Source organism: Sphingopyxis sp., from assembly GCF_035998905.1.
Taxonomy (GTDB): Bacteria; Pseudomonadota; Alphaproteobacteria; order Sphingomonadales; family Sphingomonadaceae; genus Sphingopyxis.
Map to the genome: position 1 here is coordinate 17,826 of NZ_DASYHG010000003.1, position 15,842 is coordinate 33,667.

General features: G+C 57.6%; 17 protein-coding genes. 10 read left to right on the plus strand and 7 right to left on the minus strand.

Translation table 11 applies throughout. The features are described 5' to 3' along the window. Nucleotides 1-194: 194 nt before the first annotated feature. Nucleotides 195-1,238 carry a YihY/virulence factor BrkB family protein gene (locus VGN62_RS00305; RefSeq protein WP_327450014.1) on the minus strand — a complete coding sequence of 348 codons (1,044 nt, stop codon included), beginning with the start codon at nt 1,236-1,238 and terminating at the stop codon, nt 195-197. Between the two features lie 373 nt (nt 1,239-1,611). Between VGN62_RS00305 and VGN62_RS00310 the strand changes: the two genes are divergently transcribed. Beyond that, the gene (locus tag VGN62_RS00310; RefSeq protein ID WP_327450016.1) at nt 1,612-2,298 is read left to right on the plus strand and encodes an MgtC/SapB family protein; all 687 of its coding nucleotides are present in this window, start codon (nt 1,612-1,614) and stop codon (nt 2,296-2,298) included. Further along, the gene (locus VGN62_RS00315; protein ID WP_327450018.1) at nt 2,299-3,558 is read left to right on the plus strand and encodes a cation:proton antiporter; all 1,260 of its coding nucleotides are present in this window, start codon (nt 2,299-2,301) and stop codon (nt 3,556-3,558) included. Here the strand turns inward: VGN62_RS00315 and VGN62_RS00320 are convergent. The 4 genes from VGN62_RS00320 to VGN62_RS00335 form a co-directional block, all read right to left on the minus strand. Next, on the minus strand, nt 3,522-3,965 hold the full coding sequence (locus tag VGN62_RS00320) for a hypothetical protein (RefSeq protein ID WP_327450020.1): 444 nt from the start codon (nt 3,963-3,965) through the stop codon (nt 3,522-3,524). The two genes, VGN62_RS00315 and VGN62_RS00320, sit on opposite strands and share 37 nt — an antisense overlap. A 116-nt stretch (nt 3,966-4,081) precedes the next feature. Further along, the gene (locus VGN62_RS00325; RefSeq protein WP_327450046.1) at nt 4,082-5,143 is read right to left on the minus strand and encodes a response regulator; all 1,062 of its coding nucleotides are present in this window, start codon (nt 5,141-5,143) and stop codon (nt 4,082-4,084) included. A 1-nt stretch (nt 5,144) separates the two neighbouring features. Further along, nucleotides 5,145-5,591, minus strand: a complete 447-nt coding sequence (locus VGN62_RS00330; protein ID WP_327450022.1) for a response regulator — start codon at nt 5,589-5,591, stop codon at nt 5,145-5,147. Beyond that, nucleotides 5,584-7,086 carry a sensor histidine kinase gene (locus VGN62_RS00335; RefSeq protein ID WP_327450024.1) on the minus strand — a complete coding sequence of 501 codons (1,503 nt, stop codon included), beginning with the start codon at nt 7,084-7,086 and terminating at the stop codon, nt 5,584-5,586. Before VGN62_RS00335 ends, VGN62_RS00330 begins: the two co-directional genes overlap by 8 nt. 264 nt (nt 7,087-7,350) lie before the next feature. On the opposite strand from VGN62_RS00335, the gene VGN62_RS00340 reads away from it, so the two are divergent. The 5 genes from VGN62_RS00340 to VGN62_RS00360 all read left to right on the plus strand — a co-directional run bounded on the left by VGN62_RS00340 (nt 7,351) and on the right by VGN62_RS00360 (nt 11,990). Beyond that, nucleotides 7,351-7,695: a response regulator gene (locus VGN62_RS00340; RefSeq protein WP_327450026.1), complete on the plus strand. Its 345-nt coding sequence runs from the start codon at nt 7,351-7,353 to the stop codon at nt 7,693-7,695. A gap of 562 nt (nt 7,696-8,257) precedes the next feature. After that, the gene (locus tag VGN62_RS00345) at nt 8,258-8,713 is read left to right on the plus strand and encodes a PA2169 family four-helix-bundle protein (RefSeq protein ID WP_327450028.1); all 456 of its coding nucleotides are present in this window, start codon (nt 8,258-8,260) and stop codon (nt 8,711-8,713) included. Nucleotides 8,714-8,988: 275 nt separating this feature from the next. Continuing rightward, nucleotides 8,989-9,213, plus strand: a complete 225-nt coding sequence (locus VGN62_RS00350) for a hypothetical protein (protein WP_327450030.1) — start codon at nt 8,989-8,991, stop codon at nt 9,211-9,213. 1,050 nt (nt 9,214-10,263) lie between these two features. Continuing rightward, nucleotides 10,264-10,854, plus strand: coding sequence for a hypothetical protein (locus VGN62_RS00355; RefSeq protein WP_327450032.1), 591 nt, complete (start codon nt 10,264-10,266; stop codon nt 10,852-10,854). A gap of 653 nt (nt 10,855-11,507) precedes the next feature. Then, on the plus strand, nt 11,508-11,990 hold the full coding sequence (locus VGN62_RS00360) for a hypothetical protein (RefSeq protein WP_327450034.1): 483 nt from the start codon (nt 11,508-11,510) through the stop codon (nt 11,988-11,990). 128 nt (nt 11,991-12,118) lie between these two features. Here the strand turns inward: VGN62_RS00360 and VGN62_RS00365 are convergent, their stop codons facing one another. Further along, a complete protein-coding gene (locus VGN62_RS00365) occupies nt 12,119-12,619 on the minus strand; it encodes a hemerythrin domain-containing protein (protein ID WP_327450036.1) in 501 nt (166 codons plus the stop codon). A gap of 398 nt (nt 12,620-13,017) precedes the next feature. On the opposite strand from VGN62_RS00365, the gene VGN62_RS00370 reads away from it, so the two are divergent. The 3 genes from VGN62_RS00370 to VGN62_RS00380 all read left to right on the plus strand — a co-directional run bounded on the left by VGN62_RS00370 (nt 13,018) and on the right by VGN62_RS00380 (nt 15,231). Beyond that, a complete protein-coding gene (locus tag VGN62_RS00370; protein ID WP_327450038.1) occupies nt 13,018-13,389 on the plus strand; it encodes a Fic family protein in 372 nt (123 codons plus the stop codon). Nucleotides 13,390-13,514: 125 nt separating this feature from the next. Then, the gene (locus VGN62_RS00375) at nt 13,515-13,787 is read left to right on the plus strand and encodes a metalloregulator ArsR/SmtB family transcription factor (protein WP_327450040.1); all 273 of its coding nucleotides are present in this window, start codon (nt 13,515-13,517) and stop codon (nt 13,785-13,787) included. A 226-nt stretch (nt 13,788-14,013) separates the two neighbouring features. Then, nucleotides 14,014-15,231 carry an NnrS family protein gene (locus tag VGN62_RS00380; protein WP_327450042.1) on the plus strand — a complete coding sequence of 406 codons (1,218 nt, stop codon included), beginning with the start codon at nt 14,014-14,016 and terminating at the stop codon, nt 15,229-15,231. 486 nt (nt 15,232-15,717) lie between these two features. Here VGN62_RS00380 and VGN62_RS00385 read toward each other — a convergent pair. Beyond that, a partial coding sequence (locus VGN62_RS00385; RefSeq protein ID WP_422663653.1) for a transposase domain-containing protein occupies nt 15,718-15,842 on the minus strand: 125 nt, incomplete at its 5' end.

Below are 15,842 nucleotides of genomic sequence, written 5' to 3' on the forward strand. Positions count from 1 at the left end.
CGCTGCTGGTTTAAAAGAGCCTAACCGCGATTGGTCCAGAACTGACGTCGCGACCAATCCACGTCCAACCGCGACGTGTCGAGAGAGCGCGGCCCAAGATATATAAGCAGCGCCCCATCGCGAAGCGAGTTTTCAGCCGCCTCCAGAATTGGATTTGTGTGGCCATTCGCGCGAGCCGCAACATCGCGGTTATCTTAGCCACCCTCCCCATCGCCGCCAGCGCCGCTCGGTAACCCTGATAGCCCATGGCCCTGGCTGACCGACGAAGTATCAAGTGCGGCACTCGTATCGGCCATGATCGCGCCTCGCTTGCCGATGGGACGTTCTCGGCCCGTCGTTGTATCCTGCGCAGTTTGCCGCTCAGTTTCTGTGTTGATCAACGCACCGAGAAGCACAGCATAAGCGGACAAATAAAGCCACATCATCAGAACCACCACCGCGCCGAGCGATCCATAAGCCGCGTTATAGTCGCTAAAGCGTGACGCATATATGCCGAATGCGATCGTCAAGACGACCCAAACCAATGTCGCAAGGACGGATCCCAATGTTAACCATCGCCAGCTGGCATCGGCGCGATTCGGCGCGAAGCGGTAGATGCCACCAATCGTCGCGATGCAAACCGACGCCGCAATCAACCAACTAAAGATCTTGACCGCTAATGCGGCAATCGGTCCGACCCCGACAATCCAGTTTTCCGCAAAATTGAGCAACGATGCCGCGGTGAGACCTGTCACCATGACCAATATCGCACCGGCCGTCAGTGCCGCAGAAAGAAATGCGGAACGAAGATAGCTGCGGCGATCTTTCTCTTCGTAAATGATGTTGAGTGCTGCGATCATTGCGCCCGACGCACGCGACGCTCCGTAGATTGATACCGTCATGGCAGCGAACAATCCAATCCCTTTCCGACGCTCGGCTGTTTGCGTCAACTGCGTCAATTGATCATAAATAAGCGCGGCTGCATCGGCTGGCACCAAGTCGATCACGAAACGCATATGCCGGGCGACCGTAGAGGCATCGGCAATTAGCCCGTAGGCCATGACAATCGCTCCTATCAAAGGAACGAAAGAAAGGAACGCGTAGAAAGCTACGCTCGAGGCCAAGAGCGCCAGATTGTGCTCGATGCCCTTCGACGATGCCCGCCGCAGAACGGTCCACATTGTCTTCGCCGTAAAATCTTTTGGCGAATTCGCTTCAGCTCCTCGTTCGCGAGCCTGCTCCGGGATCTTTTGGGACATTATGCCCATTATCACGATCACTTAGCATAATCGAGATGCTATGCGCAGAAACGCGCTCGATCCACAATGAATATGTAAATCGGTTCGCCGCGCTAAGGTTAGAACGCATTAGTTTGACGTGACGGCGATGATTCAGGCTTGAGATGAGGAGCCTGAATGACGAGTGACGGGTAATGGCTGACGGACGAGCAGGTGGCGCGTTTCTATGAAATGCGGATTTGGCCCTCCAATACTGCCGGAATAGACTGGCGTCTTGCCGCGCTTTGCAACCGCCGCAGTCAGCGCGCGTTGCAATTTTGTGACAAGTCCATTGCCATCCCGCCGCATGGCATCCTATTTCCGCCTCAAGTGCTGCATGATCAGGATCGAATAAGTGGAACTGCTCGACCCCGACCTGTTCTGGCCGATCATCGGCGCGATTGTGGCCAGCGCCATTATCGGCGCCGAACGCGAATATCGGGCCAGCCCCGCCGGGCTGCGCACGCATGTCCTGGTGGGACTGTCCTGCTGCCTGTTGATGCTGTCGGCGGTGCATCAGATGGCGTGGCTCAACGACGCCCCGGTCGAGGTGGTCCGCATCGATCCGGTGCGCATGGCGCATGGTATTTTGACCGGCATTGGCTTTCTGTGCGGCGGGGTGATCTTTCGCGAAGGGTTTAACGTCCGCGGGCTCACAACCGCCGCTTCGCTGTGGATGACCGCGACGCTGGGCATATTGTTCGGTATCGGCTTTTACGAGCTGGCGATCTTTGCGGCAACCGCGACGGTCTTGGTGCTCGCCGCCGTCACGATCACCGACCGGCGCGCACCGCAGCAACGCATCGTGCATCTGAAGGCCCGCTATCGCCGGTCAACGGCCATCGCGCTGAGCGACTTCGGCACGCTGCTGACCGATCACAAGCTCAGATCCATCACCATCGACCAATCGATGAATGACGATGTCGTGGAATATGGCGCCATCGCGCACGGCTATAGCGAAAGCCGCGCCGAGCGACTGGCCGCCAGCCTGTCGGGTGACCACAATGTCACCGGCTTTGAAATTCGCCCTCAACAGGCCTGAATGGACGAGCAACCCTTCTTTGCATTGAGTAACTATCATGTCGGTATGGCGCTGATCGGCGCCGGGATTATCGCGGCCTTTTGGCTGCCGCGTTTTTTGTCGGGGCGCGAACCGGCGGCGTCGGCGCTGCTTATCCTGTTCGGGATCGCGATCTACTGGATATTGCCCGATGTCGCGAAAGGGCTCGACCCCCGCGCGGCGCCGAAATTCTGGGAGCTGGCCAGCGAGCTTGCAGTGATCGTCGCCTTGTTCGGCACCGGTATCCGCATCGACGACCTGTCGAACTATCGTCGCTGGCGCCCGACGATCCGGCTGCTGGCGATCGCCATGCCGCTGACGATCGCCGCGGTGGCGTTCATGGGTCTGACCTTTGCCGGCATGACGCTGGCGGGCGCCATCCTGCTCGGCGCAGTGCTGGCGCCGACCGACCCCGTGCTCGCCGGCGAAGTCCAGGTCGGGCCGCCCACCGAAGGCGAGGAACAGCCGGTCCGCTTTGCGCTCACCACCGAAGCAGGGCTCAACGACGGGCTGGCTTTCCCGTTCGTCTATCTCGGCCTGGCCGTCGGCACCACCGGCTTTTCGGCCGCGATGCTGGGCGAGTGGCTGTTGCTCGACGTCGTCTATCGCATCCTGGTCGGCTATATCGGCGGCGCGGCGGTCGGATGGCTGCTCGCGCGCATCCTGTTTGTCATCCCGCGCGGCAATGTCTTGGCCGACACCGCCTCGGGCGTGCTCGCGATCGCCGGGGTGCTGCTCTGCTACGGCGCAACCGAACTGGTCGAAGGCTATGGATTTATCGCCTGCTTTGTCGCCGGCATCGTGCTGCGCCGGTTCGAGGCGAGCCATGAATTCCATGGCAAGCTGCACAGTTTCAACGAAGCGATCGAGCTCGCGCTCACCGCGCTGCTGCTGATCCTGATCGGAGGCACCTTCCCGCTGCTATTCGGCGAACTGGACTGGGCGCACGCGGGCATCGCGATCGGCCTGTTATTTATCGTGCGTCCACTCGCAGGGTGGCTCAGCATGGTCGGCACCGACCTGCCGTCGCAAGACCGGCTCGTCGTCGCTTTTTATGGCGTGCGCGGGATCGGATCGATCTACTATCTCGCTTACGCGACCAGCCATCTCGAGCTGGTCAACGAAGGGCAATTATGGGCAACGATCGCGCTGACGATCCTGCTGTCGACCGTCGTTCATGGCTTCACCGCGGGACCGGTCGTCGATCATATTGTTCGGCGCCAGCGCCGCGCTGGCGATTGAGGCCTCACCTCTGACGCGCCGATCGCCTGCCTACATTCGCAAGCGGTCAATGTCACAGCAGTGTCTGCGGCGCAAAACTCCCAGCCCTTAGGATCAGCGCCGCCTGAGCGCTGATCAGTTCCGGTTCGCCATCCCCCCGCGCCCATGACGTCAGCAAGCGCGTCCCAGCCGATCGGCACAGCAATTGGCGCCCATTGCGCACGCGCCAGAAAAAGAAGAATTGCATTGGCGCTACGCTTATTGCGTCGCCAGTTGATGACGATTTTTCCCTTGCGCTTCGTCTTGCTCACCGCGGCGACATAGCGATCCGGTTCGGCCATGCTCAGCGCCTCGGCAAAGCGCTTCGAGAAATTCTTGTGCGCAGCCCAGCTGTGGTCCGGATCGAGCGGCACTACGGTGTGGCTCAAGCCGTGGCGGCGATATGAAAACACCGCCCGATCGCACAGCTCGCTGGGATACCGACTACAGGCGCGAGAGGCATCAATGCACTAAGCTACAATCTACACTACTCGACTGGGACCGGTCACGATCGATCAACCGATCGCAAGGGCAGCGCGATCGCCGCCCGGGTGCCGCGCCCCGAACCGCTGGCGCCATAATGAACGCTTGCGCGGTGGGTCTTAGCCAGCGCCTCGATCAGCCGTGTTCCCAATCCGGTTCCACGGATCGCGCCATCGGTCGGCAAACCTGGGCCGTCATCCTCGACCGCGAGCTCGATCATGTTCGATTCCACCTGCCCCAGGATGATGCGAATTTCACCATCTTCCGAAGCGCCATAAGCATATTTACAGGCGTTGCTCACCCACTCGTTGGCGATCATCCCGAGCGCAACCGCTTTGTCAGTGCAGATTTTGACGGGCTGCGCATCGACCCTCACTTCGCGCCGCCCTGCCCCGGTTGACCAACTTTCGGTCAGGTCTGCGGCAAGCGCTGCAAGATATTCGTCCATCGCGACAAATTCGACGTCATCGGTCGTATAAAGGCGGCGATTGACCTGCGCGATCGTCGCGATGCGCTGCTGGGTTTGCTCCAGGGCTTGGCGCGCACCTGGATCGGCAAGGCTTTTCGACTGAAGCCCGATGAATGACATAACCATTTGCAAATTGTTGGCGACCCGGTGGTTCACTTCCTTAAGCAGCGTCTCGAGCCGCGCATTGCTCTGGCGCAGATCGGCTTCGGCCTGTTCACGCGCGCGCCGGAGTTGCGCGCGTTCAAGCACCTGCTCGAAGCTGCTGCACAGCAGGTCGAAAAATTCCTCGCCAACGGATTTAACGACATAATCGTCGGCACCGGATTTCAGCGCCGCGACTGCAATCCTGGTTTCCTCGGAGCCCGTCACATAAACAATGGGCGGGCAGTCGAGCAGCTTGCGAAGCGCCGCCAGCGTCGTCAGCCCATCCTGTCCCGGCATGTAATGGTCGACGGCAATTAGATCGAACCGGACTTCTCCCGTCATCGCGACACCCTCGGGTCCGCTCGCGGCCACGCTTACATCGAACCCCTTCCGCACGAGCGCGCGCGAGACGAGACGCCTGATGCCCTCATCGTCATCAATATAAAGAATATGTGCCAGAGGACGTCTCAGGTCAGGTCAAATCGGGATCGGGAACCTGAATCACCGACAGGAACAAACCCAATTGACGGATCGCGTCGGCGAAATTCTCATAATTGACCGGCTTGGTGATATAGACGTTGCAACCCAAATCATAACAGCGCTGGATTTCGACCTTGTCGTCGGTCGTCGTCAACACGACAACGGGCGTGCGGCGAAGAGCGCTGCTTTCGGCCTTGATCTTGCCGAGGATGTCAGTGCCGCTCATATCGGGCAGATTGAGGTCGAGCAGCACGAGCGCCGGACCGTTGCGGACCGGGCCATCCTCGGCATCGAAAAGAAATTTGAGCGCGGTGGTGCCGTCGGTGAAGTGATGAATCTTGTTCGAGATTCCGGCGCGGCGAATATTCTTCTCGATCAGCCGCGCATGACCTTCGTCATCCTCGATCATCACGATGTTGACGGGTTGCTGATCAGGCATTTTCATCTCCGCTTCGCCATTCGGTCGGCAAGCTCAGTCGAAAGGTAGAACCCTCGTCCAAAGCCGACGACACCTCGATGGTGCCGCCGAGGCGATAGGCAAGCGCTCGAGCATGCGCAAGGCCGATACCTTCTCCAGGTTGGTCTTGCTGCCCCGAACGACGGAAAAGGTCGAAAATACGTTCATGGTCGCGTGGATCGACACCCCGGCCATTGTCCGCGACTTCGATCAAGGCGCGGCCCTGTTCGATGCGACCGGTCACATCGATCACCCCGGGTCGGTCGGTCTTGAGATATTTAAGCGCATTTTCGATCAGGTTGGACAATATTTGTTCGATGGCAACGCGATCATTCACGATCGGCGGCAGCGCTCCCACATTCAATTGCGTTCCCGTCTCCTGCACCCGGTGCTGCAGGCTATCGGCAATCCCACGCGCCATTGCGGTCAGATCGAGCTGCTCCGGCGCAAGCGACCGGCGACCCTGCCGCGACAGATTGAGGATGGCATTGATCAGCCGGTCCATTTTTTGCGTCGATGTGCGGATAAAGCCGATCGCTTCGGGGAGATCCTCCTCGATCGCGAGCCGCGTGGCGGAATCGGGCGCATCCCAGCCATCGCGATCGCTTTTTTGCAGATAGCCTGCGATAGTCTGCCGCGCGGTTTCCAGCTCAGCCGTGAACCCCATCACATTCACCAGCGGCGAGCGCAGATCGTGCGAGACGATGTAGGCGAAACGCTGAATTTCCCCATTGGCGCGTTTGAGCTCGGACGTCCGCGCGTCGACCTGCGCTTCGAGATCCTCGTTGAAAAGCTTGAGCTCCTCGCGCGATGAGCGCAAATCGAACAGATTGCGGCGGATCAGCAGCAAGGTCGCGATCGCGACGATCAGAATGAGCAGTGCGGTGCCGACGAGCACGCCGTTGAAGAGCTGGCGGGTGGCGTTTTGCTGCGCTTCGCGGGCGCGTAGCAGGTCGCGCTCATCCTCGGCCATCTGGTTCACGACGACGCGCACCGACCGGACATAATTTACCCCGGCATCGTTTGCGAACCCAGCCAACATCGCCCGCCGCTCGGCTGCGGCAAAGCCCAAGGTCTGTCGATGATGGCGCTCATAGGCGTTGAGAAGCGCGGTAAGCCGCGCGACCCTCGCTCGTTGGTTGGGGTTGTCGCTAACGAGGTCGCCAAGTTCCCTCAACCGGCTCCGTGCCTCCATCAGGGATTCACTCATCAGCCGCTCAAAGGCCGGATCACCGGTCAAAAAAAGGCCGCGGCGCGCCGTTTCCATTCGCTCGTTAGCGCTTGCGAAGCCGTTGACGCTCGCCTCGACCGACAGAGTATGCGCAACAAGCTCTGAATTGGCTTCATTCTGGCGCTGGATCCAGAAGGACGCGGTCGCGGCGGCAAGCAGCGCTGCAAAACCGACTGCTAGCATTACGACAATGAGCCGACTCGCCCGGTGATCTTTGCCGAGGGCGAAACTATTGGCTGAATTCATTGCGGTGTGCACCCTTGGGCTGCGCGCAAACCGCGAGCTGCCCAACCTTTGCCGCGCAGTTTGCGCAAGAGCAAGCCTGAGCTGGGAAGAAGTCCCCCCGCTCAGTCCAGACTGTCTTGCCTGTCGCCTGTGTCGCAGAACACGGATCGTCCTTGAAATCATTATATGAACGCGGGGAACCACCGCCGAGGGCAAAAGTTAATCTCTTTCTTACCGTGCCTTGTCGAACCTTCGCAATTTTAACCCTGCCGCGGAGCCTCCGCCGTGCCCAAACACATCCTTGTGGTCGAGGACGATCCGCTCGTTTCTCTCGTGCTCGAAAATTACCTTGAAGCGTTGGGCGTCGAGGTTGTGGGGTGCGCGGAAGATGTCGCGGCCAGCCTGCACAAGATCGCGACACTGACAATCGACGCCGCTCTGGTCGATATCCATCTCGCCAATGGTGAGACGAGCGAAGCTGTCATCGCCGCTCTGAAAGCGGCAGGCATTCCATTCGTCGTCATGACCGGCGGATCCTTAAACTCCGACAAGGCAATGACTGCAGGGGCCCCGGTTCTTATTAAACCTTTCACACTCGCGCAGTTTGAGCAAGCGCTCAACCATATTTGACGCGCACCCGTCCATCGTGCCGCGTGCTCGGCACTCCTGCACCGCGCTTGAACTCATTCGGGGACCGACAGGTTGTCGTGTGGGTGATCACACGCCTTCCGGCAACGTGGAGAATTTCATCCATGCTCGTCAATTCGAGGCAAGATCAAACGGGGTCATCAATGTTGTGGTGTGGGAGGATGACCCAGTAAATTGCGGGTAACACCGATCAGTTCTCCAACAAAATTGGTGAAAACCCACAGCAGGTCTCTTCGTGGAGCGCCACGACGCCTTATTCTGCTCGCACCCGCATCATTACTCACGAGCCGCGCGTGCGTAGTGCCCCTCGGCATCGGCCGTCCGCGTGCAGATCGAGCATACCGCCATCGAGATGGAGCGAGCGACGGGCCGCCATACCTACGTCCAGGGCTAAGCGCTCGGTCCGCTCACGCGGCGCATCGCACCGAGCCGAGAGCAGCAGATCGGGTTCGCATCGCTAAGAGGCAACTTTACGAACGTGAGCCCGTTGCTGCGGTATGGTGGCGGCATAGTGCCAACCACCGTGTTTTGAAGGAACCCTGCTATGTTCGACAACAATAATATCGCGACGCTCAACTCGTTGATCGCGACGACGCTCGACAGCGTCGATGGCTACCGCAAAGCCGCTGACGAAGCCAACGCTGCGCAGTTCAAGGACCAGTTTTTGAGCCGGGCAAACGAACGGCAGACCATCGTCGCTGATTTTCAGGCAAAGGTTCGCGAACTCGGCGGCGATCCCGAAGACGACGGCACGGTGCTCGCCTCGGCGCATCGTGCGTTCCTTGGCCTTCGCGACATGCTGACCGGTGACCGCGACGATGCTGCGATCGTTGCCGAGGTCGAGCGCGGCGAGGACCATATCAAGTCGAAGTTCGAAAGCGCGCTGAAGGATGAAGAGCTCGATCCCGCGGTCCGCCAACTCGTCCAGAGTGCGTATACATCGGTCCGCGAAGGTCATGATCAGATGTCATCGCTCAAGCATGGACTCAGCGGCAACTAGCGCATCGCGCCTCCAACCTTTTTAACAGGGGCGGTTCCGCTGGCGGGGCCGTCCCCAAAAACCCGCAAACTCCCCCGACCGCCACCCTTAGCAAAACTGCATCCGTGACAAGGAACGCTGGGCTTCGAACCCGTCAACACTATACCAAAACGAACTTCGATGGCGTATGAGAACAGTTGGGACTGAGGCGCATCGGAGTCGGGGCGATGGGGCTAAGCTTAAATGAAATTTGGGAACAAGCGTTCACGATGGACCAATGTTATGGTGACAACGCTGTGACCGTCGCGACCACCCGCATGATAGAGCGTCTTAAAGCGCGAGATTACGACGCGGCGGGACTATGGTCGTCAGTAGCAAATAAGCTGATGGATATCCAAAAAATCAAGATGAATATTATTCCATTTCAATTTGTTGATGAAGTCAAAGCTGTTGGATCAAGTTCGATTGCGGGCGATCCTGGCCTCGCCGCATCAGCAAAGCCATCCGCAAACGAAAATTAACGCTTATTGTATCTGATGATGTTACCGTCACAGGGCGTCGGACAGTGGATGCGTTATCGACCAAGCATCGCATAATCCGACTGCCGGGGATCCCCAAAGGGGTGGGTAATTTGGGGATCCCAACGGGCACTGACAGACAGTGGATTCTGAACGAGGCCGAGCGCACTCTCTTGTCGGAGCATAGGAGGCCGCGCCAACGCCACAGTTCAAATTGAAGTCGGCCCTCTTCGTTGCTGTGGTTCCTGTGTGACAGCCGGCACCTGCGCGACCACATTATCGCGACAAATGCTCGTGGCTAATCCCTCAAATTAGGTGCAATTTAATCCTGTCATATATATAGCGCCTCGGCGTAGTGGCGCGCCGCGCGGTAGAACGCGCCCGATTGCGACCCGGAGTCCGCCCCTGCGAAAGTGGGGCAAGGGCGCGCCACTCGCACCTTGACGATTTGTGTCCCCCGTTGCCTCGCGCGCAGGATTGGCGACCAGCTTACCCTGTTCAGGCGCAAGCTGACCATAAGGTCGCGCCGCACCTGATGTGTGGGCTCGGCTCCTACCAGCCGGGAATTAGAGAGCCAAGCCGTTAAGTTGCCTATGAGCGCGTTCGAAGAAACCGCATGTGTAGCGGGGTTCGCAGGACGGGGCGAACCAAGCGATTACTTGTCCAGTCTGGCGGCGAACACCGCCGGGGTGCGTAACCAAGGGATGCGCGGTCTCTCCCGATTGTTGTCATCCACCCGTGCGGCGATATCCACACGAGCATTTTTGGCTCAGGAACGGCATCTCGTTAATCGGTTCATCGCGCATGCGGCCCGGTCAAGTTTTAGACTTTGGCGTTTTGCACCGGTCTTTCCGGAGCGATGGGGCGCTACTCTACGCCACCCCCCTTCCCCTTCCCCCATGGCACCAACCGCATCGCAACTACACGCCCCATTATCAGCATTCGATGGGAGCATCTCAAACCATCGGCTGATGGGTTGCTCCGTCTCAGCGGCGAGTGGAAATCGCGTCGGGCAGGACAAAAGATACGAATGTTGTATTGAAAGGAAAATTTATGACAAAAATCGGCAATCAGATGCACGCCGCGATCGCTGCACTCATCAAAAAAGGGTCTGAATGGGCATGCGATCACGATGAGCAAGAGCTGCACGCCTTCGCGAAACAGCTGCGGGGAGTTGGGGACGCGAAGACCACGGACGAGTGCCTAGAGATATTGCCCGAGTTGCAAGTCCCACAAGGCTTCTGCCATGCGAGATACACCATCTACGAAGTTATTGGAACGAAGCTGAATGGAGAACATCTCCTATCAGAACCAAAATACGCAGGCGGGATTACCAGCAGCGTGATGAAACCAATTGAACTCGGCAAAATCGTCAGCACTGCACTTGTATTTAGCAGCGACATTTCAGCCACAAGCATGGGTCAGGGCCGCTGGCTAGAAACCTTCGCCCTTCCCATCATCGATCGCGGCGTAATGGAGCTCGCGTTGGTTCTCGAACCCCTCGAATGCAACGATGGCACCTTCCTAGGACGACTTTTGACGGCTATCAAACTGGGCAGGGAGGAAAACGCGAGAAGGGGAATCATTTCGTCGCGTCCGATCGCAAAGCCAAGACGTGGTCGCGCAACTGCTTTCGAGTCCTGAAATTTTGTCCGCCGAGTGTGAAGGGTTCTGTCACAAGAACAAGTCGGACCGGGGAGACCCGCTCACCATGGTCAAACACAAAATCGCGCAGGAACCCAAGTTCCGGGTTCCGGCAGTAACTGCCGGTTGAAAGCTGACGATAGACAAGGTCCGAGGTCAGGCGAAGCTCAACGTGCGTGATCTTGTTTGTCCCAGCAACGCGCAACGCTGTTCGCACTGCCTGATACGCAGCGCGATGATTGGTGCCCGTGACAGAATGTATGTCAAGAAACGAGCTTCCATCCCAAACGACAGGCAGGTGGGATCCTGGATTTGGCCGACAACCGGCATCGCAAAGAAATATCTGGCTCGGCAGACCCAAGAAATCGGCATGGCTCGCCATGGCTACAGCGGGGCCGAGCGGGAGGCCGAGCGAATCTGGGTTTTCGTTCATGATTAACCGTAACCCGCCATTGGTATACGAAGAATGGATAGGTCGTTCGCCTATCTACAGGTCGTGTATCCAGACCTGGCCCCCTCCTTTCATCCAACTGCAACTATAGGCCGAGGGGTGTTGTCGCGCATAAGCGCAGGCGAAGCGAAGGGCGGGGTTAATCGCGCCGCAGGAGGCAAACGCTGAACCATCTGGCTCGCCGCCGGTCACGGAGTTTTCTTTGTCCTTTGTTCGTTTCATACCGCTCGCGACAAGCATCGCCGCGCCGCTTCTGGCGATCCCGGGTCTGTCCGCCGTGTGGGCGTGGACGCTGCTCGTCGTCGGCACTCTATTATCCTGGGTCGCGCATTACAATCCGCGGCAGCCGCATCATTCGGTCCGCCGGAACTATCCGCTCGTCAACCGCCTGCAATGGTTCGTCGAGGATAGCGATCGGCAATACGGCGCATCAGAACCGAGCAGGCGTAAGTTCGATTGCAATGGGAACCGTGAGCGGACGCCATCCAAGGTCGGCCAGGACTGCGCTGCTTTCGATCGCCTGCCGTCCTCTGTCGCGATCGATAGACCAAGTGATGTGAAAAATACTGCCGTCAGGCCGCTCGCAGTTCCCGGCTATCGAGACCACGAGCGCCTCGAGCCCGTCACCGTCATCGGCATGGCCGATGACGGCGGCTTCGGGTTTGGGCGGCACGGGGTCGCTTGACGACGCCTTCGCATCAAACGTGACATGATCGGCAACGAGATCACGCCAGCGTGGCGGAAAGATATCGATTAGGAACTCGCGACTCGCGCGATCGAGCTTCCACCCTGTAACTGCCATGGTCCGGAACCTCAGGCGCGTATCGTCACCAGCTGCGCCGGCGGCAGACCGGTGCTATCGGCCTGCGCCTTCAACTCCTCCTTGCGAGCCAACATGGCCTGACCGAGCGCTTCAAGATCAACATCAGCGGCGCGAGCCTGCTGGAACATATTGTTCTGCTGCTTTTCTTCTTCCTTCACGTGATGCTTGATCTCTTCAGACAGCACCGTGACCTTGGCATCGAAGAACTCGTCTTCGGCATTGGATGCTTCGATGTCGTTGATAAGAATCTTGGCGCCGTCATGCTCAACCCAAGCTTCTTTCAGCAAATCTTCGTCGATCTTGCCCTTCAAAGCGGGATAGAAAACTTCTTCTTCAATCTGGGCATGGATTTTGAGTTCAGTGCAGATTTGCTTGGCGAGCTTCGCCTTGCGGCTGCTGCTCGTTGCCTTCTCGAACTCTTCGAAGAGGCCTTCGACGGTGCGATGGTCGGCAGCGAGAATGTGGGTCGCATCCAAATCGACGGATTTCATTGCAGTCTCCTGTTTTCAAATTCCCATAGGTGCCATTCGAACGATTCGACAATGCGAAGGTTGCGCGTTCTTCTTCCTGCATGTTGAAAGCCGAATCATTGATAGCGCCTAAGTTTCAGTCGAAAAGAGGAAGCGCGGCACCAGCGCCAAAAATGTTTCCTATTATGAAGTGATGGCATATTCGCTTTGTTTAGCTAATTCATCATCGCAGACGATTACCTAAATCACGCAAATTGACGATAACCACTTGGCATGGACGCATATTAAACCCTACAAGTCCTGTGTTAACTTGGAGGAAGCAAAGCCATGCCGATCGAAGAAAAGGTCTGGGAAGAAAGCCATTGGGAGATCACCTGGAAGCCATAGATCATCATCATGCTCTCGAGTGGATGTATGACATGGCCAAACGGAATCATACGCTGACCGCCTTCGAGATGCGTCAGTTGCACCAACTCATCCTGCAACGAAGCAAGCCAGATCTCGCCGGACAGTATGCCGTGGCGCAGCGAGGAATCACAGGGTCACCAGTCGTCTTTCCACAGCCATCTGAGGTGCCACACCTTATGGAGGACCTCGCGGGTTGGCTTAAAGATGCGCCTCTCAATCCTGAAAACGCTTTCGAGGCACATTATAAGCTGGTTACCATTCATCCATTCCAGGACGGAAACGGCAGGACCTCGCGTCTGGTCATGCACCTTCAACTCGTGCGCGGAGGGTATTGTCCGGTGGCGGTAATCTGCTATTCGGGCACTCCAGCTTCTCGAAGCTAACCAAGTGGGAATGATGATCATAAATCGTTTCAAAATTTCGCGAAGTGTTGTAGGTTAACTTCTCTTAACGATAAATCGTCGTTCCTGACGCATTCGGGAGCTGCGCGTTCGTTTGAGGAGGCGGAATGGAAAAGAAAAGAGCCCGGATGGTTATGAGCGCTCTGAGCCAGGAAACGCGGCTCGCGGTGTTCAAGCTGCTCGTCGATGCAAGCGATGAGGGAATGCCGGCAGGCGCGATATCGGAGACGACAAAAACATCGCCCACGTCAATGAGCGCACATCTTGCCATATTATCGCAAGCGGGGCTGGTGAAATCAAAGAAAGTCGGCCGCAGCGTGATTTATCGAGCAGTGCCGCGAGTTATCGACGAGTTGGCCGAATTTCTGAAAAGCATTTAGGATCACGTTTAGCTAATCAGGTGTGGCTTAAACTTCTGTCAACACGGACTAGATCCATTAACCTCCCCGAGTGGTTTCGGCCAATAAATGTGGATCTTAAGTTGGCGCGACGATGTCTGCCATTTGGCCGGTCCGTCATCCCTTGCTGCACAGAAATTGAGATAGATCAAGGAATGAAAAAACGCGGGGCTTAGGGTTCAAAATATCCGCGAATGAAGGACCAATCGTGCCTAACAATCTCGATCGCCTGCAGTTACGCCAAACACGAATGGAGCAAAGTCCTGCTATTTTGCGCGGCGGCTTCCGACCCTTTTTCATCGGTGCAGCGACTTGGGCGATCTGCGCGCTCGCGGTATGGCTGCTTATCCTTTTCGGGTTCACGCCCTCCCAATTTTTGGAAGATCCGCTCGCGTGGCATCGTCATGAAATGCTTTTCGGTTTCGTTGGAGCGGCTATCGCTGGCTTCGCGCTCACGGCAGTCCCCAATTGGACCGGGCGGCTTCCTATAGCAGGAGCCCCTTTGGGGGCGCTATTTGGTGTATGGATGGCGGGCCGCATCCTACCCTTCCTGGTTTCGCATGAGAGCGTTTTGCTCATCGTGCTCGATCCGGGCTTCTATGTCGTTCTGGCAGCGTTGCTCGCACGGGAAATCCTTAAGAGCCGCAATCGAAATTTCCCCATCGTGGCGGTAATTGGTCTTTTCGGTATTGCCGACCTGGTCGACCGAGTTGCGATGGCTGGCCTTGCCGATATCGCAAATATTGGCTGGCAGATTGGATTTGCGCTCGTCATTTTCCTACTCGCCATAATCGGCGGGCGAATTGTGCCGAGCTTTACCCGTAATTGGTTGGTCGCACAGGGTGCCGCCGAACCCCTGCCCACCCAGCCCGATTATTTGGACAAGGCAGTGCTTGTGCTAACCGCGCTAGCACTGCTGTCGTGGTTGATCTGGCCCGCGTCGCTTCCGACGGGAGTGGTGGTCATGGCAGCTGCAATCGCACACGTCTTCCGGCTCGTCAGATGGCAAGGTTGGAGGTGCCGGTCAAATGCTCTTCTGATCATCCTCCATGTCGGATATCTCTGGCTTCCAATGGGTTTGCTTCTTCTTGCCTCTGCGCAATGGGCGCTAGTGTCTGAAACCGCAGCAATCCACGCGCTGGCTACAGGTGCGATGGCCACGATGATATTAGCGGTGATGAGCCGGGCAAGTCTTGGGCACACTGGGCGGGAACTCTCCGCCAGCAGGCAGATGATCCTCTCCTATGTGCTGATAAGCTTAGCCGCAGTGATGAGGGTCTCAGCGGCGATCGGGATTGGCGTTCAGCAAATCACTTTGACGGTAGCCGCACTTGCTTGGGCCGGCGCGTTCGGCCTGTTCTTAGTGCAGTTCGTCCCGATCCTGACCTCAGGACCAATCCAGAAAAAGTCGGAAAGAAAGCCGTGACCTCATGTCAAAGGGCGATATGGCTTTTGATAATCGCTACCAGCGCGCTTACGACTCTCCTCATTTTATCGTTCGTTGCAACACCCGTGAAATTTCTTGCCGAGGATGTTCCCCTCGAGCAGCTGCTTGCAGTGGGACGGGTTACTTTTCGTGCATCGCTGGTGTGTGAGACCGCGTTTGTGGCTAGTCTCATGCTTATTGCGCGCGGAAGAGCGCGATGGCTGGTGCTCGCAGCATCGGCATTGCTGCTTATTCAATGGCTTTTTTTGATGCCATTATTAGACGACCGGACGTTCGCTCGTATGGCTGGACACCAGCTGACGCCGTCATCGTTACACCTTTGGTGGGTCGTTTTCGATGTAACGCGCATCGCAGTTTATTGGCTCCTCATACGTTCCGCCGTGCGCACCATTACGATGACAGTTCGGGCCGACAGCTTGGCAAGCTGAGCCACGCCGTCTAGGTGTGGCGGAGTAAGCGGTGTTCTCAGCCCACGTCGGTCCAGGGCATGAGATTTCCGACGTTGTTTGCAGGGTGACCATTTGCCAGTTTGCTGAGCGTCTGGGTCAGCCAGTCGTGCGGGTTAATGCCGCTGATCTTGCAGTTTTCGA